This is a genomic window from Pseudobutyrivibrio sp. UC1225 (assembly GCF_900115215.1).
Taxonomy (GTDB): Bacteria; Bacillota; Clostridia; order Lachnospirales; family Lachnospiraceae; genus Pseudobutyrivibrio.
The window spans coordinates 29,838-46,919 of the sequence record NZ_FOVQ01000003.1 but is presented as its reverse complement, the minus strand read 5'-3'; the positions used below and the strand labels follow the sequence as shown (position 1 = coordinate 46,919).

Genomic DNA, 17,082 nt, shown 5'->3' with positions numbered 1-17,082 from the left:
TCCAATTATTTTCGAGTTACTTTGTGAAGATTTGCAAGATGAAGCAAAGATTTTTGTATCTCATCGAAATTAGCAGAAGCTGCGGCCTCTCTCACAACGACTACAATGTCCAAACCACTATTGAACATCTCTTCATTTAGTCTATAACTTTCTCTTATCAGTCTCGTCAAATGATGCCTAACTACCGAATTTCCAACCTTTTTACTAACAGAAATTCCAATGCGATTTAGATCTGTATTATTATGGTAAATATACATAACGAGCTGGCGGTTAGCTTTAGACACACCTCTTCTGTATACTTGAGTGAAGTCTTTATTCTTTTTTAATGATTCACTAAATTCCATAACAAATATTTTCCTTTAAATAGAAAGAAAGACCACATGGTCTGTGGCCTAAGCTGATAACTTCTTTCTTCCTTTTGCACGTCTAGCAGCAAGTACCTTACGTCCGCCTGCTGTGCTCATTCTAGATCTAAATCCATGAACTTTGGATCTCTGTCTCTTTTTTGGTTGATATGTCATCTTCATAATATATCCACCTCCTCTTTATGAGAAAACATCAGTTGAAATTATAAAGGCAAAAGCCTATAAAGTCAATAAAAAAACGGATATTTAAATATAGAATTCATTGTGGATAACTAAAAAACACAATATCTTAATATTTTTACAAATTTTGAATACTAAATGTTGTGTTCCAAGCTATAAAAAAAATAAAATGTTATCTACAATGTGTGGAAAACTATGTGGATAAAATGGGATTAATTTTAATTTATCCACATTTAATATAACAATTATTGTAAAATAAATACATAATTCTGTGGATAAGAAAAATAGACAGTTGTGGATAAATATCAACAGGCTAAATACAGGCTCAAATTTCAAAAATAAGCCTTTTTTTTTCTTAAACAATCCCCTACACCATTCTTATAGTAAATATTGCTAAAATGCCTTATTTAGTTTAGAATAGTAAATAGTTTAAAATTGTGGATAAAAGGGACTATATATGGAAGAAATTGTTAAGAAATGGGAAGAGATACTTTCCTATTTAAAAAATGAATACGCTATCACAGATGTATCTTATGATTCTTGGATCAAACCTCTGGAATTATTTCAAATAGAAGATAATAAATTATATCTTACTTACAGTGGTGATCAAAATACAATGACTCTTAGTTACGTAACAAGAAAATATGCTACACCACTTAAAGTTACAATCGCAGAAATCACAGGTATTCAATTCGATGAAATCTTAGTTATCTCTCAGGATAATGCAAATCAAATCAAAAAAGAAAAAAATGTAAATATTAATATAGAAGAAGCTCCAACATATAATGAAAAGAAAATTGGCAATACTACTATTAATCCAAAGTTTACTTTTGATAATTTCGTCGTAGGTAGAAATAATAGATTTGCCCAGACTGCAGCACTTGCGGTAGCAGAATCACCTGGCGAATTTTACAATCCCCTCTATATATATGGAGGACCTGGACTTGGTAAAACTCATTTGATGCAGGCAATTGGAAATTATATCGAAAATCAAAATCCTAACACTCATATCTTATATGTAACTTCAGAAGAATTCACAAACGAAGTTATTGAAAACATGAGAGCTAATTCTAATGCTACTGCTATGCAGCGTTTTAGAGATAAATACAGAACTGTTGATGTTCTTATGGTAGATGATATTCAGTTTATTATAGGAAAGGAAGCAACTCAGGAAGAATTCTTCCATACCTTTAATGCTCTCCATGCTATGGGAAAGCAGATTGTTATTTCGTCAGATAAGCCACCAAAGGATATGGAGACTTTGGATGATCGTTTCAAATCAAGATTCGATATGGGTCTTATGGCTGATATTGGATATCCAGATTATGAAACACGTATGGCTATTCTTAATAAGAAGGTTGAAGATAAAAACTTCAATCTAGATGAATCAATAAGAAAGTACATTGCTGAAAATATTCAGTCAAACATTAGAGAAATCGAGGGTGCATTAAATAAGCTAATTGCCTTCTCTAGACTTGAAAAAATAGATATCACAATGGAGATTGCTGAAAGAGAATTACAGAACTTTATATCTCCAAATGTTTCAAGAGAAATAACACCACAGCTTATTATAGAAGTTGTATCAGAGCACTTTAATCTTACAGTTGATCAGATGGCTTCTAAAAATAGATCTAGTAATGTTGCAAGACCTAGACAGATTGCTATGTATTTATGCAATACAATGACTGATTGCTCTCTTCAGGCAATTGGTTCCTTACTAGGTGGACGAGATCATTCAACAATTATTCACGGTGCAAATAAAATCGGTGAAGAAATTGAAAAAGATGAGAATACAAAGAATCTCGTAGAAACTATTAAGAAAAAGATTAATCCAAATTAATGTGGAAAACTTGTTAATAACATAATGGATAATCTGTGAACAATATGTTAATCACTTTCCAAAACGGTAGATATTTAAAAATTTAGACAATTTTTATTCACAAACTATCCATACATTATCAATAATTAATTCACAGATTTTTAAAAGTTATTAGACCATGTTTTACGTGTAGATACTGGTGTTTCACAGTTATATACAAATCCACAACCTATAATAAGAGTACTAAGAATATATATTTTATTTATTTATTTTTTTTGAAAGGGAGAACACCAATGAAAATCACTTGTCAAAAATCCGACCTTGTTAAAGGTGTAAATATTGTTTCAAAAGCGGTTCCAACAAGAACTACAATGGCAATACTTGAATGCATTCTTATTGATGCTTCAGCTGGAGAGATTAAACTTACTGCTAATGATATGGAAATAGGAATAGAAACTATTGTAAATGGAACTATTTCTGAAAGAGGCATCATAGCTCTTGATGCAAAGAAGTTTTCTGAGATTGTAAGAAAGCTTCCTGATAATGAAGTTACTATTGAAACAGATTCTTCATATAAGACATCAATCACATGTGAAAAAGCTAAGTTTGACATTATAGGAAAATCTGGTGAAGATTTCTCTTATCTTCCAAATATTCAGAGAAACCAGCCAATCATTATTTCTCAGCTTACTCTTAGAGATATCATTAGACAGACTATCTTCTCAGTAGCTGATAATGAAAATAATAAGATGATGACAGGTGAGCTTATTGAAATTAAGGATAATAAGCTTAAGGTTGTTGCCCTTGATGGACATAGAGTTTCAATTAGAAATGTTGAACTTAAAAATCCAGCTGATGATGTTAAAGTTGTTGTTCCAAAGAAGACACTTAACGAAATCATTAAGATTGTAGATGGTGGTATTGATGATGAAGTAAATATCTTCGTTACTGATAATCACATTATTTTTGAGTTTGATCAGACTACTGTTGTTTCAAGAATCATTGAAGGTGAATATTTCAAAATTGAGCAGATGCTTTCTGCTGATTATGAAACAAAGATTAAGATTAATAAAAGAGAATTCTTTGATTGTATTGATAGAGCTACTATCCTTGTTAACGAGGGAGATAAGAAACCTATCATTGTTAATGCTGCAGGATCTACAATGTCACTTTCAATTTCATCATTTATTGGTTCAATGAATGAAGATATTGATATTGTTAAAGAGGGTAAGGATATTATGATTGGATTTAATCCAAAGTTTGTAATGGATGCCCTCAAGGTTATAGATGATGAAGAAATCAATCTTTACATGCTTAATGCTAAGAGCCCATGCTTCATTAAAGATGATGAAGGTTCCTTCATTTACATTGTTCTTCCTGTAAACTTTAATAATCCAGGAGCAAATTAATGGAAAAGATTCAAATTAGAGATGAATTTATAAAATTAGGCCAGCTTCTTAAGCTTGCTAACCTTGTTGAATCAGGTGCAATGGCTAAAGAAGTTATTGAAGATGGTCTTGTAAAGTATAATGGCGAAGTTGAAACTCGTCGAGGTAAGAAGGTTTACCCAGGTGATGTTGTAGAATTTAATGGAGAAAGCGTAACAGTTACTAATGATAATTAAATCCATTGAGTTAGAGAATTTTAGAAATTATGAATCATTAAATATTAATTTTGATGAGCATACTACTATTCTCTTTGGTGACAACGCCCAAGGTAAAACTAATATATTAGAGGCTGCATATTTATCAGGTACTACAAAATCTCATAAAGGCAGTCGTGATAAAGAAATTATCAAATTTGATAAAAATGAAAGTCATATTAAAACTGTCATTTCAAAAAATGACAGAGATTATCAAATAGATATTCATTTGAAAAAAAATAAATCCAAAGGAATAGCTATTAATAGGGTTCCAATAAAAAAAGCTGCGGATTTATTTGGTCTTATAAATATAATTTTTTTCTCTCCAGAGGATTTAAATATAATCAAGAATGGTCCTGCTGAGAGAAGAAAATTTATGGATGCAGAGCTTTGTCAGATTGATAAAATATATCTTTCAGACTTAACTAATTACAATAAAGCTCTTAATCAAAGAAATACCCTTTTAAAAGAAATTATATATAAGCCAGAATTAAAAGAAACTCTACCAATTTGGGATGAGCAATTAATTAATTATGGTAAAAAGATAATAACAAGACGTCAAAAATTTATTGATGATATCAACATTATAGTTAAAGATATTCACAGTAAAATTACTGGCGGTAAAGAAAATATAAATGTCAGCTATGAGCCAAATATCGAGGATATCTTTTTTCTTGATGAATTAGTGAATAACAAAGAAAAGGATTTAAGATTCTGTCAGACTAGTGTTGGTCCTCACAGGGATGACATTAAAATTACAGTTGATGGAATTGATATTAGAAAATTTGGAAGTCAGGGACAGCAGCGTACATGCGCTCTCTCACTTAAGCTTTCAGAAATAAAGCTTGTAGAAGATACAATAAACGATAAACCAATATTACTTTTAGATGATGTTTTATCAGAGCTTGATAAAAATCGTCAAAGTTATTTATTAGATAATCTACTTGATACGCAGACAATCATTACCTGCACAGGTATTGATGAATTTGTAAAAAATAGATTTATGCTTAATACAGTGTATAAAGTAACAAATGGTTCTATAGATTTAATTACGGAGGAACAAAGGTGAGTCAAGAAGTTAATCAGGAATATGGTGCAGATCAAATACAAATCTTAGAGGGACTTGAAGCAGTTAGAAAGCGCCCTGGTATGTATATAGGTTCTACATCTGAAAGAGGTCTTCATCACTTGGTATATGAGATAGTTGATAATGCTGTTGATGAGGCGCTTGCAGGATTTTGTACCCATATTCAGGTAACAATTAATCCAGATAATTCAATTACTGTTGTGGACGATGGTCGTGGCATTCCTACAGGAATCAACAGTAAAGCTGGTATTCCAGCGGTTGAGGTTGTATTTACAGTTCTTCATGCCGGTGGAAAGTTCGGCGGTGGCGGATACAAGGTATCTGGTGGTCTTCACGGTGTTGGTGCTTCTGTTGTTAATGCCCTTTCAAATTGGGTTGAAGTAGAAATTAAGCGTGAAGGAAAAATCTTTAAGCAGAGATATGAGCGTGGAAAGACTATGTATCCACTTAAAGAAATTGGTACCTGCCCAGTAGAAGAGACAGGAACTAAGGTCACATTTCTACCAGACGAGACAATATTTGAGACAACTATCTTTGATTTTAAGACATTAAAGGTTAGACTTCGTGAGACTGCATTCCTTACAAAGGGACTTCGTATAACTCTTACAGATACAAGAGGTGATGAGCCTAGAGAGGAAAGCTTCCATTACGAGGGTGGAATCAAGGAATTTGTTCAGTATATTAACCGTGGTAATGAAGCTCTTTATGATGAGGTTATTTACTGTGAAGGTACAAGAGACAATATCTACGTTGAAGTTGCTATGCAGCACAACGACGGATTCCAGGATCAGGCCTACAGTTATGTAAATAATATCGTTACTCCAGAAGGTGGTACTCATCTTACTGGTTTTAGAGGAGCTCTTACAAAGGTATTTAATAAATACGCTAGAGATAATAAGATTTTAAAGGACAGCGATCCACAGCTTGATGGTGATGATATTCGTGAAGGTCTTACTGCTATCATTTCTATCAAGATTGAGGAGCCACAGTTTGAAGGTCAGACAAAGCAAAAGCTTGGAAATTCTGAGGCAAGAGGAGCTGTTGATGCAATAGTTTCAGAGCAGCTTACATGGTTCTTAGAGCAGAATCCTACAATTGCTAAAAATATATGCGAAAAATCGCTGCTTGCGCAGCGAGCAAGAGAGGCAGCTCGTAAAGCTCGTGATCTTACTCGTAGAAAGACAGCTCTTGAAGGAATGTCACTTCCAGGAAAGCTTGCTGACTGTTCAGATAAGGATCCTAAGAACTGTGAAATTTTTATCGTAGAGGGAGATTCCGCTGGTGGTTCTGCTAAGAAAGCAAGAAGCCGTGCAACTCAGGCTATTCTTCCACTTCGTGGAAAAATTCTTAACGTAGAAAAAGCCCGCGAGGACAGAATCTACGGAAACGCCGAGATTAAGGCAATGATTACAGCATTCGGTACAGGTATTCATGAAGACTTTGATATTTCAAAGCTTCGTTATCACAAGATTATTATCATGACTGATGCCGACGTTGACGGTGCTCACATCGCCACACTTATGCTTACATTCCTTTACAGATTTATGCCAGAGCTTATTAAGCAGGGTTATGTATATCTTGCTACTCCTCCACTTTACAAGTTGGAGAAAAATAAAAAGGTTTGGTATGCATATTCTGATGAGGAATTAAATAAAATTCTTACTGAGGTTGGTCGTGACAATAATAACAAGATTCAGCGATACAAGGGACTTGGTGAGATGGATGCTGAGCAGCTTTGGGAGACAACAATGGATCCTGAAAAGAGAATTCTTAAGCGTGTAGTAATCGATGATGAGGATGCATCTGAAATCAACGTTACATTCTCTACTCTTATGGGAGATAAGGTTGAGCCAAGACGTGAATTCATTGAGCAGAACGCTAAGTATGTTCAGAACTTAGATATCTAATTTTTTATATAAAAATCGGGGCTTCGCCCCAAAAAGCAAAAGATAAAGGAAAACTATGGACGACAAAATTTTTGATAACATTCATGATGTTGATCTAAAAGAAACAATGGAGACCAGTTACATCGATTATGCCATGAGCGTTATTGCCTCACGTGCACTTCCTGATGTAAGAGATGGTTTAAAACCAGTTCAGCGTAGAGTTCTCTTCTCTATGATTGAATTGAACAATGGTCCTGACAAGCCACACAGAAAATGTGCACGTATTGTCGGTGATACAATGGGTAAATATCACCCTCATGGTGATAGTTCTATTTACGGAGCTCTAGTTAATATGGCTCAGGAATGGAATACTCGTTACCCACTTGTAGATGGACATGGAAACTTTGGTTCAGAGGATGGCGATGGTGCCGCTGCTATGCGATACACAGAGGCTCGTCTTTCTAAGATTTCTATGACTATGTTCGGTATCAATTACAAGGATGAGAAATTCACCACTGGTAAAGATATCGATATGGATGGCGTAGATTTCATGCCAAACTTTGATGAGACTGAGAAGGAACCAACTGTTCTTCCTGCCCGCTATCCTAACCTTCTCGTTAATGGTACTACTGGTATCGCTGTAGGTATGGCTACCAATATTCCACCTCACAATCTTCGTGAAATCATTGGTGCTGTAAATAAAATTATTGATAACCAGGTAGAAGAAGATAGAGAAACAGAAATCGATGAGCTTCTTGATATTGTAAAGGGACCTGATTTTCCTACTGGTGGAGTAATCCTTGGAAAGACAGGTATCGAAGAAGCTTACAGAACTGGACGTGCTAAAATTAGAGTTCGTGCAGTTTCAGAAATCGAGCCTATGGATAATGGTAAGAACAGAATTGTTGTTACTGAGCTTCCATACATGGTTAATAAAGCAAGACTTATCGAGAATATCGCTAAGCTTGTTAAGGATAAAAAGATTGATGGAATCACAGATCTTCGTGATGAGTCATCTCGTGAAGGTATCCGTGTTTGTATCGAGCTTCGCCGTGATGTAAATCCTAACATCATTTTGAATCAGCTTTACAAGCACACTCAGCTTCAGGATACTTTCGGTGTTATTATGCTTGCACTTGTAAATAATCAGCCAAAGATTCTCAATCTTAAGCAGATGCTTGTGCACTACCTCGATCATCAGAAGGATGTTGTAACACGTCGTACTAAGTTCGAGCTTAATAAGGCTGAGGAGCGCGCTCATATTTTAGAGGGCTTGCTCATTGCTCTTGATAACATTGATGAAGTAATTCAGATTATCAGAAGTTCCGCTGATGTAAATTCAGCAAAGGCCACATTGATGGAGCGTTTTGGTCTTTCAGATGCTCAGGCACAGGCTATTGTTGATATGCGTCTCCGTGCACTCACAGGTTTGGAGCGTGACAAGATTCAGAAGGAATATGATGATTTACAGATTTTAATTGGAAAATTGAAGGCAATATTAGGTAATGAGAAGATTCTTCTCGGTGTAATCAAAACTGAAATCACTGAAATCGCTGATAAGTACGGTGACGACAGACGTACATCTATCGGATTCGATGAGTTCGATATCAGCATGGAGGATATGATTCCTGTTACTAATACAGTTGTTACCTTCACAAAGCTTGGATATATCAAGCGTATGAACGAAGACAACTTCAAGGCTCAGCATAGAGGTGGTAAGGGAATCAAGGGTATGGAGACCATCGATGAGGATTATGTTACTGAAATGCTCATGATGTCTTCTCACGATTATCTTCTCTTCTTTACAAACAAAGGACGAGTTTACCGTATAAAGGCGTACGAAATTCCAGAATCTAGCCGTACAAGCCGAGGAATTGCAATTGTTAATATTCTTCAGCTTCAGCCTGATGAAAAAATTACAGCTATGATTCCTATCGAGGATTATCATGAGGATAAATACCTCTTCATGGCTACGGCTGATGGTTTTGTTAAGAAGACAAAGATTACTGAATACGACAATATCAGAAAGAATGGTCTTACAGCTATCACTCTTCGTGATGACGATACACTTATCGAGGTTAAGCTTACTGATGGTGACGAAGATGTAATCATGGTTACAAAGTATGGTCAGGCAATTCGCTTCAGCGAGACTGAGGTTCGTCCGACTGGTCGTGCAACAATGGGTGTTATTGGTATGAATCTTTCTGCTGATGATGAAATCATTGGAATGCAGCTTATCTCTCAGGGTGAGAGCCTTATGACTGTTTCAGAAAATGGTCTTGGTAAGTGTACACTTATGACAGAATTTAACACTATCCACCGTGGTGGTAAGGGTGTTAAATGTTACAAGATTACTGAGAAGACAGGTAATCTTATTGGTGCTAAGGCAGTAGAAAAGGATGACGAGGTAATGCTTATAAATACAGCAGGTACAATCATCAGAATTGAGGTTGCTGGTACTACTCTTCTTAGCAGAATTACTTCTGGAGTAAAATTAATTGATCTAAAAGAAAATACTAAGTTAATTAGTATTGCAAAAGTTAGAAAAAGTGATACAATACTCGCAGAAGAGGTTGAAGAATTAAATGAAGGTTCAACAACCGAAGAATAGTATTTAACATAATAGCAATGGGGCTGTTATTTATTTAGATAGCAGTCCCTTTTTTGTTAAATAAACACTTTAATGATTTAAAGTGAGAATAATGTAAAGTATTATCAGGGTATAATAATGAAGAATTTACAGACAACAGTTGTACGAGACACAGTAAAAGAAATGTGCATACAGGCTAATCATTATCTTTCAGAAGATATGAATACAGCCTTAAAAAAAGCAGTTAATACCGAAAAATCAGAGCTTGGTAAGAAAATTTTAAACCAGCTTCAAGAAAATCTAAATATAGCTGACAAAGAACAAATACCGATTTGTCAGGATACAGGAATGGCAGTATTTTTTGTTGAAGTAGGTCAGGAACTTCACATAGAAGGAGGCCTTTTGACAGATGCCATTAACGAGGGAGTGCGACTGGGATATACAGAGGGATACCTACGAAAATCTGTGGTAGGTGATCCAATTGAGCGAGTGAATACTGGAGACAACACACCGGCAATAATTCATTACGATTTAGTTGCTGGAGATGGACTTAAAATTACACTTGCTCCGAAAGGCTTTGGCTCAGAAAATATGAGCCGAGTATTTATGCTAAAGCCTGCAGATGGAATTGAAGGCGTAAAAGAAGCAATTCTTACAGCAGTAAAGGATGCTGGTCCAAATGCCTGTCCACCAATGGTGGTAGGTGTAGGAATCGGAGGAACCTTCGAAAAATCAGCACTTATGGCTAAGCAGGCACTTACAAGAGAATTTTCAAAGCGTCCTGATATACCTTGGGTAAAGGAATTAGAGGATGAAATGCTTGAAAAGATAAATAAGCTTGGCATTGGTCCAGGCGGACTTGGTGGTACTACTACTGCTCTTGCAGTAAATATTAATACATATGCAACCCATATTGCAGGATTGCCAGTTGCAATTAATATTTGCTGTCACGTAAATAGACATATAACGAGGGAATTATAATGGAGCATAGGATTAATACACCAATAACATCAGAAATTGCTACTTCACTTCATGCTGGAGACTATTGTTATATTTCGGGAACAATATATGTTGCAAGAGATGCAGCCCACGGACGCATGAATGAAGCTCTAAATAAGGGAGAAAAACTTCCAATACCAATAGAAAATTGCACAATTTATTATATGGGACCATCTCCTGCTAGACCAGGAAGACCAATTGGTTCCGCAGGTCCTACCACTGCTAGTCGTATGGATAAATACGCTCCGAGATTATTAGACCTTGGAATGAAGGCAATGATAGGAAAAGGCAAAAGAACACCAGAGGTAATAGACGCCATAGTTAGAAATAAAGGTGTTTACTTTGCAGCTGTTGGAGGCGCAGGTGCACTACTATCAAAATGTATAAAAAGTTCTGAGATAGTTTGCTACGATGACTTAGGTGCAGAAGCCATTAGAAAGCTATATGTAGAAGACTTTCCAGTAATTGTTGTTGTAGACAGTGAAGGAAATAATCTATACGAAACTGCTATCAAAGAATTTAGTCAAATATAGATTAAAGAAAGAAAAGGAGTTTAATGATTTGGCAAAGTATATCGCAAAAAGAATTTTGCTGGCTATAGTGTCCATTTGGATAATAACAATGATTACTTTCTTCGCTATGAACGCTATTCCAGGCGGTCCTTTCAACAAAGAAAAGGCCACATCTCCAGCTGTTATTGCAACATTGGAGGCCAGATACAATCTGGATAAACCCGTTGGAGAGCAATATGTTCTCTACATGAAAAATTTGCTTCATGGGGATTGGGGAATCTCTTTACATTCAGGTCGTCCTATTTGGGCTGATATGATTTCAAAGTTTTCTGTATCTGCAAAACTTGGAGGAAGAGCAGCAATTGTAGCTATTATTATCGGAATCATTCTCGGTGCAATCGCAGCATTGAATCGAAATAAATTACCTGATAGATTGATTATTTTCTTCACAACTTTAGGAACGGCAATGCCATCCTTCGTTCTTGCTACTCTTCTACTTTTAGTATTTTGTGTAAGACTCGGATGGTTCCCTGTAGTTAGTTTAAGTTCAGAACCAAACTATACACTTCCAGTAATTGCACTTGCTGTATATCCTATGGCTTATATTACTCGTCTTACAAAGACAAGTATGTTAGATGCTCTAAATCAAGATTACATCAGAACAGCCAGAGCAAAAGGTGTTTCAAAGGTAAAAGTAATTTTCTTACATGCCCTTAGAAATGCACTTATTCCAGTAATCACTTATGTTGGACCAATGGTTGCATATATTTTAACTGGATCGATGGTTGTAGAGAACATTTTCACAATCGGTGGACTTGGCTCAACATTTGTCACATCAATAACAAACAGAGACTATACAACAATCATGGCAGTAACAATATTCCTTGCAATTCTTATGGTAGTTGCAAACTTGCTAACTGACATTGTTTATAAATTTGTTGACCCTAGAATTAAGCTTGATTAGGAGGAATTAGAAAATTGGAAAATACAGAAATGAAGAAAAGCCTCCTGTCAGCACAGGTAGATCTTTCAAAATTCAGCTCAGCAAATTTTGAAAAGGCGACAGATGAGGAAAAACGTCAGCAGGACGTTATGGGTGAGTCTACAACATTTTTCAAGGATGGTATGAGACGCCTTCGCAAGAATCCACTTGCTATGGGAAGTATCGTAGTACTTGCACTTATTATTTTAATAATTATCATTGCACCACACATTGTACCTTACTCATACGACCAGATTATTTCAGTAAATGGAGTTCGAGATAAGGGTAGTGCCAACCTTGGATTCTTTATGTATTCAGATAGAGAACTTCAATATATGAGAGAAACAGGAGAGGATCTTTTCCCACATATTTTTGGAACAGATAGTTTAGGTAGAGACTACTTCATTCGTGTTATCTATGGAACAAGAGTTAGTCTTTCTGTAGGTATCATTGCAGCAATCATGGTAGTACTTATCGGTATTATTTATGGTTCAATAGCTGGTTACTTTGGTGGAAAAGTTGACCTTATTATGATGAGAATTGTTGATATCATATATTCTCTTCCTGATATGCTTATTATCATTTTGATTTCAGTTGTTCTTAAAGAAAATCTTGCAGGAAAACTGGCTGGAACAGTCTTTTCAAAATTGGGAGCAAATATGATTTCAATGTTTATTGTATTTGGTCTTCTTTATTGGGTAAGTATGGCACGTCTTATCAGAGGCCAGATTCTTACAATCAAGAATAACGAATACGTACTTGCTGCAAGATGTATTGGTACATCAAACGGTAAAATTCTTAGAAAGCATATTTTACCTAACTGTTTATCAGTAATCATTATTACCACTGCCCTTCAGATTCCTAGTGCAATCTTTACAGAAAGCTACTTGGCATTCTTAGGACTTGGTGTTTCAGAACCACTTTCATCACTTGGTTCCTTAGCCAATGATGCAAGAGCCGGTATGCAGTCTTATCCAGCAAGACTTGTTATTCCAGCAGTTATTATTTGCTTAATAGTACTTGCACTCAACCTTCTTGGTGATGGACTTAGAGATGCATTTGATACAAAGCTTGATTAATTTAGGAGGATATTATGGCAGATTCAAAATATGTACTTGAAGTAAAAGACCTCCATACAAGCTTTTTTACAGATGCAGGTGAGGTCAAGGCTGTAAACGGTATTTCATTTAATCTTGAACCAGGAAAAACACTTGGTATTGTAGGAGAATCTGGTTCAGGAAAATCAGTTACAGCATATTCAATAATGCAAATACTTGCCCAGACAGGACGTATCACAGGCGGTGAAGTTTTGTTTAAGGGCGAAGATATAACAAAATATTCTGAAAAGGAAATGCAGAAATTTAGAGGAAGTAAGTGTTCTATCATCTTCCAGGATCCAATGACTAGCTTAAACCCAGTATTTACTGTTGGTTATCAGCTTGAGGAAGCAATCATGCTTCACACAAACAAAAATAGAGCTCAGGCAAAGGAAAGAGCAATTGAGCTTCTTAAACTTGTTGGTGTAAATGATCCAGAAAAGAGACTTAAGCAGTATCCACACGAGCATTCAGGTGGTATGAGACAGCGTGACATGATTGCTATGGCACTTGCCTGTGAGCCAGACATTCTTATTGCTGATGAACCTACTACTGCCCTTGATGTTACAATCCAGGCACAGATTCTCGAGCTTATGCAGGATCTTCAGAAAAAGCTTGGAATGGCAATCATTATGGTTACACATGACCTTGGTGTTATTGCATCAATGTGTGATGAAATTCTTGTAATGTATGGTGGACGTGTATGTGAGCGTGGTACAGCAGATGATATTTTCTACTCTCCTGCCCACGAATATACAAAGGGACTTCTTCGTTCAATCCCACGTACAGACAATATGAACGAAAAATTAGTACCAATCGGTGGTACACCAATCAATCTTCTTAATATGCCTGAGGGCTGTGCATTCTGTCCTCGTTGTGATGAGGCAATGAAAATTTGTCTTAAGGAAGTACCAGATGAGCTTAGAATCAGTGATTCACACTTGGCTAGCTGCTGGATGAATGTAAAAAAATTATACGAAAGTAAGGAGGCATAATAATGAGTGAAGAAAAATACCTCCTTGAGGTTGAACATTTAAAGCAGTACTTTCCAATAAAGGAAGGTTTTAGAACAGTACCCCTTAAGGCGGTTGATGATATTTCATTTGCAATTAAACCAGGGGAAACACTTGGACTAGTTGGGGAGTCAGGCTGTGGTAAGACAACAGTTGGTCGTACTCTTCTTCGTCTCTACCAGCCAACAGCCGGACGTATTGTATTTGATGGAGATGTTCTTTTTGATAGTGAGAAAAAAATTGATGTAAATATGCATCCATACCGTAAGCAGATGCAGATGGTATTCCAGGATCCATATTCATCACTTGATCCAAGAATGACAGTTGAGGATATTATCGGAGAACCTCTTGATGTTCATAAGCTCTACTCTTCTAAGGGTGAGCGCCGCGATAAAATTCTTTCACTTATGGAAACTGTAGGACTTAATGCTGAGCACGCCATGCGTTATGCTCACGAGTTCTCAGGCGGACAGAGACAGCGAATTGGTATTGCAAGAGCACTTGCAGTTAATCCAAAGTTTATTGTTTGTGATGAGCCAGTTTCAGCCCTTGATGTTTCTATTCAGGCACAGGTTGTAAATATGTTTGAGGAATTGCAGGAAAAGCTCGGAGTTGCATACCTCTTCATCGCTCACGACCTACTGGTTGTTCATCACATTTCTGACAGAATTGCTGTTATGTACTTAGGACATATGATGGAAATTGCGGATGCGGATGACTTAAATAACAATCCTATTCATCCTTATACTCTCTCTCTTCTATCAGCTGTACCTATTCCAGACCCAAATATTGCTAGAAAGAGTCAGCGAATTATTCTTGAGGGAGATGTTCCAAGTCCACTTAAGATGCCAAGTGGATGTCCTTTCAGAACTAGATGTAGATATGCAACAGAGCAGTGCGCAAAGGAAATGCCACCACTTACAGACAGAGGCAACAGACATTTTGTTGCTTGTTGGAACAAATAAAATACACAATTGTCAATTAATATGGTTTTAAGCTTTCGGGCTTGAGATAAAAAGTAAAACATAAAAAAGGAGAAAAGAAGCATGAAAAAGAAACTTATCGCAGTTTTACTCGTAGCTTCTATGGCAGCTAGCCTTGTAGCATGTGGAAATAAGAACGCAGCTCCAAGTACAGAAAGCGGTTCAGAAGCTGCACCAGCAGAAGCTACAGCAGTAGACACAGACACAACAACACTTAGACTTAATCTTGCATCAGAGCCAGATTATCTCGATCCAGCACTTAACTCATCAGTTGATGGAGCTTGTCTTGCAGTTAATTCATTTGTAGGTCTTTATACATACGATGAAAACAACAACTGTGTACCAGCCCTTGCAGATGGCGAGCCAGAGGTATCTGAGGACGGACTTACATACACAATCAAGCTTATTGAGTCAAATTGGTCTAACGGAGAGGCACTTACAGCTAACGATTTTGTATATAGCTGGAACCGTGCAGTAGCTGAGGAAACAGCAGCTGACTATGCTTATATGTTTGCTCCAATCGCTACAAATGGAGATGGTACACTTCAGATTGAGGCAACTGATGATTACACACTTACAGTAAAGCTTAATGCACCTTGTGCATACTTCTATGATCTTCTTGCATTCCCAACATTCATGCCTGTTTACCAGCCAGATGTTGAGGCGGCTAACACAGACGGTACACAGCCAGGTGCTTGGGCACAGGAGCCAGGCTTCGTATCAAACGGTGCATTTACTCTTAAAGAGTGGAAGCACAACGAGTCTATGGTCTATGAGAAGAACCCTAACTTCTACAGAGCAGATGATGTAAAGCTTGAGAAGCTTGAGTTCATGCTTTCAGCAGATGATACAGCTATCTATGCTGCTTACAATGCAGGCGATATCGACTTTGCTGATACTGTACCTAACGATGAGATTCAGTCACTTCTTAATAGCCCAGAGTTCCATGTAATTGATACTCTTGGAACATATTACGTAGGATTTAACGTAAATTCAGATTTATTCAAGGGTCTTACTGCTGATCAGGCTAACAAGATGAGAAAGGCTCTTTCTCTTCTTATTGATAGACAGTACATCGTTGATACTGTAGGTCAGACAGGACAGGTTCCAGCAGATACATTCATTCCAGATGGAATGGCTGATGGTAACGGTGGCGTATTTGAAGCAGATGACTTTGGTTACTATGATGCTAAAGAAACAGGTGCAGGTAAGGTTGAAGAAGCAGTTAGTCTTCTTGAAGAGTGCGGTTATTCATTCGAATCTGATGGTAACGGCGGATATAAGATTAGCCCAGCACTTGAAGTAACATATATGACAAATGCAGGAACTGGTCACGAAGCTGTAGCTGCTTGTATTCAGCAGGATTGGGGCCTTGTAGGCATCGATGTTAAAATTGAGACAGAGGACTGGAATGTATTCCTTGAGGATAGAAAAGCTGGTAAGTTTGATATTGCTCGTGAAGGATGGATTGCAGACTTTAACGATCCTATCAACATGCTTGAGATGTGGCTTTCAAATGGTGGTAACAACGATATGCAGTTAGGTAAGGATTCAAGCAACTCTTCTGCACCTTCATGGAAGGAATATGACGAGCATATCCAGAAGATTTACAACACAACAGATTTCGCAGCTCGTGTAGACCTTATGCGTGAAGCTGAGGATATGCTTATGGAGACAAATGCAGTAGTACCTATCTACTACTACAATGATATCTATCTTCAGAAGTCAAACGTAACAGGAATCTATACTTCACTTAATCAGAATAAGTACTTCATGTATGCAGAAAAGTCAGCTAATTAAGGCGGATTTCACTAGTTTTAAAACTACTTAAAGGTTGAGAAAAAAAACTTGGGGAAATCGTAAAGATTTCCCCATTTTTTTATTGACATTGGTGTATTACTCTAGTAGAATAACACTTGCGTCGAAA

15 protein-coding genes are annotated in these 17,082 nt (G+C 36.7%); 13 read left to right on the top strand and 2 right to left on the bottom strand.

The genetic code is table 11. From position 1 onward, the window contains the following. Positions 1-5: 5 nt before the first annotated feature. Together rnpA and rpmH are read right to left on the bottom strand one after the other, a co-directional pair. Positions 6-344 (bottom strand): ribonuclease P protein component, encoded by a 339-nt coding sequence (gene rnpA / locus BMZ41_RS05210; RefSeq protein WP_090527438.1) that lies wholly within the window; start codon positions 342-344, stop codon positions 6-8. A 48-nt stretch (positions 345-392) separates the two neighbouring features. Beyond that, positions 393-527 (bottom strand): 50S ribosomal protein L34, encoded by a 135-nt coding sequence (gene rpmH / locus BMZ41_RS05205; RefSeq protein WP_015550658.1) that lies wholly within the window; start codon positions 525-527, stop codon positions 393-395. Positions 528-1,002: 475 nt separating this feature from the next. Here rpmH and dnaA point away from each other — a divergent pair, with 475 nt between their 5' ends. The 13 genes from dnaA (at position 1,003) to BMZ41_RS05140 (ending at position 16,955) form a co-directional block, all read left to right on the top strand. Further along, positions 1,003-2,385 carry a chromosomal replication initiator protein DnaA gene (dnaA, locus tag BMZ41_RS05200; RefSeq protein WP_090167203.1) on the top strand — a complete coding sequence of 461 codons (1,383 nt, stop codon included), beginning with the start codon at positions 1,003-1,005 and terminating at the stop codon, positions 2,383-2,385. Positions 2,386-2,657: 272 nt separating this feature from the next. Then, a complete protein-coding gene (gene dnaN, locus BMZ41_RS05195) occupies positions 2,658-3,773 on the top strand; it encodes a DNA polymerase III subunit beta (protein ID WP_090167201.1) in 1,116 nt (371 codons plus the stop codon). Next, a complete protein-coding gene (gene yaaA, locus BMZ41_RS05190; protein ID WP_090167199.1) occupies positions 3,773-3,988 on the top strand; it encodes a S4 domain-containing protein YaaA in 216 nt (71 codons plus the stop codon). Before dnaN ends, yaaA begins: the two co-directional genes overlap by 1 nt. Then, positions 3,978-5,075, top strand: a complete 1,098-nt coding sequence (recF, locus tag BMZ41_RS05185; RefSeq protein WP_090167197.1) for a DNA replication/repair protein RecF — start codon at positions 3,978-3,980, stop codon at positions 5,073-5,075. The genes yaaA and recF overlap by 11 nt, the downstream gene beginning before the upstream one ends. Further along, positions 5,072-7,000 carry a DNA topoisomerase (ATP-hydrolyzing) subunit B gene (gyrB, locus tag BMZ41_RS05180; RefSeq protein WP_090167195.1) on the top strand — a complete coding sequence of 643 codons (1,929 nt, stop codon included), beginning with the start codon at positions 5,072-5,074 and terminating at the stop codon, positions 6,998-7,000. Before recF ends, gyrB begins: the two co-directional genes overlap by 4 nt. Before the next feature lie 55 nt (positions 7,001-7,055). Then, positions 7,056-9,590, top strand: a complete 2,535-nt coding sequence (gyrA, locus tag BMZ41_RS05175) for a DNA gyrase subunit A (RefSeq protein WP_090527436.1) — start codon at positions 7,056-7,058, stop codon at positions 9,588-9,590. Positions 9,591-9,707: 117 nt separating this feature from the next. Beyond that, on the top strand, positions 9,708-10,550 hold the full coding sequence (locus tag BMZ41_RS05170) for a fumarate hydratase (RefSeq protein ID WP_090527433.1): 843 nt from the start codon (positions 9,708-9,710) through the stop codon (positions 10,548-10,550). Then, complete coding sequence (locus tag BMZ41_RS05165) at positions 10,550-11,101, top strand: Fe-S-containing hydro-lyase (RefSeq protein WP_090527430.1); 552 nt, start codon at positions 10,550-10,552, stop codon at positions 11,099-11,101. Before BMZ41_RS05170 ends, BMZ41_RS05165 begins: the two co-directional genes overlap by 1 nt. A 28-nt stretch (positions 11,102-11,129) precedes the next feature. Beyond that, positions 11,130-12,044 carry an ABC transporter permease gene (locus BMZ41_RS05160; protein WP_090167187.1) on the top strand — a complete coding sequence of 305 codons (915 nt, stop codon included), beginning with the start codon at positions 11,130-11,132 and terminating at the stop codon, positions 12,042-12,044. A gap of 29 nt (positions 12,045-12,073) precedes the next feature. After that, the gene (locus tag BMZ41_RS05155; RefSeq protein WP_090527942.1) at positions 12,074-13,141 is read left to right on the top strand and encodes an ABC transporter permease; all 1,068 of its coding nucleotides are present in this window, start codon (positions 12,074-12,076) and stop codon (positions 13,139-13,141) included. A 14-nt stretch (positions 13,142-13,155) separates the two neighbouring features. Beyond that, positions 13,156-14,154, top strand: coding sequence for an ABC transporter ATP-binding protein (locus BMZ41_RS05150; protein WP_090527427.1), 999 nt, complete (start codon positions 13,156-13,158; stop codon positions 14,152-14,154). Positions 14,155-14,156: 2 nt separating this feature from the next. Continuing rightward, a complete protein-coding gene (locus BMZ41_RS05145) occupies positions 14,157-15,137 on the top strand; it encodes an ABC transporter ATP-binding protein (RefSeq protein ID WP_090527424.1) in 981 nt (326 codons plus the stop codon). Positions 15,138-15,218: 81 nt separating this feature from the next. Further along, a complete protein-coding gene (locus tag BMZ41_RS05140) occupies positions 15,219-16,955 on the top strand; it encodes a peptide ABC transporter substrate-binding protein (protein WP_090527423.1) in 1,737 nt (578 codons plus the stop codon). Positions 16,956-17,082 lie beyond the last annotated feature (127 nt).

What these genes read in the sequence shown, in the direction of transcription:
- BMZ41_RS05165 (WP_090527430.1), top strand. Translation starts at nt 10,550, where the DNA reads ATGGAGCATAGGATTAATACACCAATAACATCAGAAATTGCTACTTCA.
- dnaA (WP_090167203.1), top strand. Translation starts at nt 1,003, where the DNA reads ATGGAAGAAATTGTTAAGAAATGGGAAGAGATACTTTCCTATTTAAAA.
- BMZ41_RS05170 (WP_090527433.1), top strand. Translation starts at nt 9,708, where the DNA reads ATGAAGAATTTACAGACAACAGTTGTACGAGACACAGTAAAAGAAATG.
- gyrA (WP_090527436.1), top strand. Translation starts at nt 7,056, where the DNA reads ATGGACGACAAAATTTTTGATAACATTCATGATGTTGATCTAAAAGAA.
- recF (WP_090167197.1), top strand. Translation starts at nt 3,978, where the DNA reads ATGATAATTAAATCCATTGAGTTAGAGAATTTTAGAAATTATGAATCA.
- dnaN (WP_090167201.1), top strand. Translation starts at nt 2,658, where the DNA reads ATGAAAATCACTTGTCAAAAATCCGACCTTGTTAAAGGTGTAAATATT.
- rnpA (WP_090527438.1), bottom strand. Translation starts at nt 344, where the DNA reads ATGGAATTTAGTGAATCATTAAAAAAGAATAAAGACTTCACTCAAGTA.
- BMZ41_RS05155 (WP_090527942.1), top strand. Translation starts at nt 12,074, where the DNA reads ATGAAGAAAAGCCTCCTGTCAGCACAGGTAGATCTTTCAAAATTCAGC.
- BMZ41_RS05150 (WP_090527427.1), top strand. Translation starts at nt 13,156, where the DNA reads ATGGCAGATTCAAAATATGTACTTGAAGTAAAAGACCTCCATACAAGC.
- rpmH (WP_015550658.1), bottom strand. Translation starts at nt 527, where the DNA reads ATGAAGATGACATATCAACCAAAAAAGAGACAGAGATCCAAAGTTCAT.
- BMZ41_RS05140 (WP_090527423.1), top strand. Translation starts at nt 15,219, where the DNA reads ATGAAAAAGAAACTTATCGCAGTTTTACTCGTAGCTTCTATGGCAGCT.
- yaaA (WP_090167199.1), top strand. Translation starts at nt 3,773, where the DNA reads ATGGAAAAGATTCAAATTAGAGATGAATTTATAAAATTAGGCCAGCTT.
- BMZ41_RS05145 (WP_090527424.1), top strand. Translation starts at nt 14,157, where the DNA reads ATGAGTGAAGAAAAATACCTCCTTGAGGTTGAACATTTAAAGCAGTAC.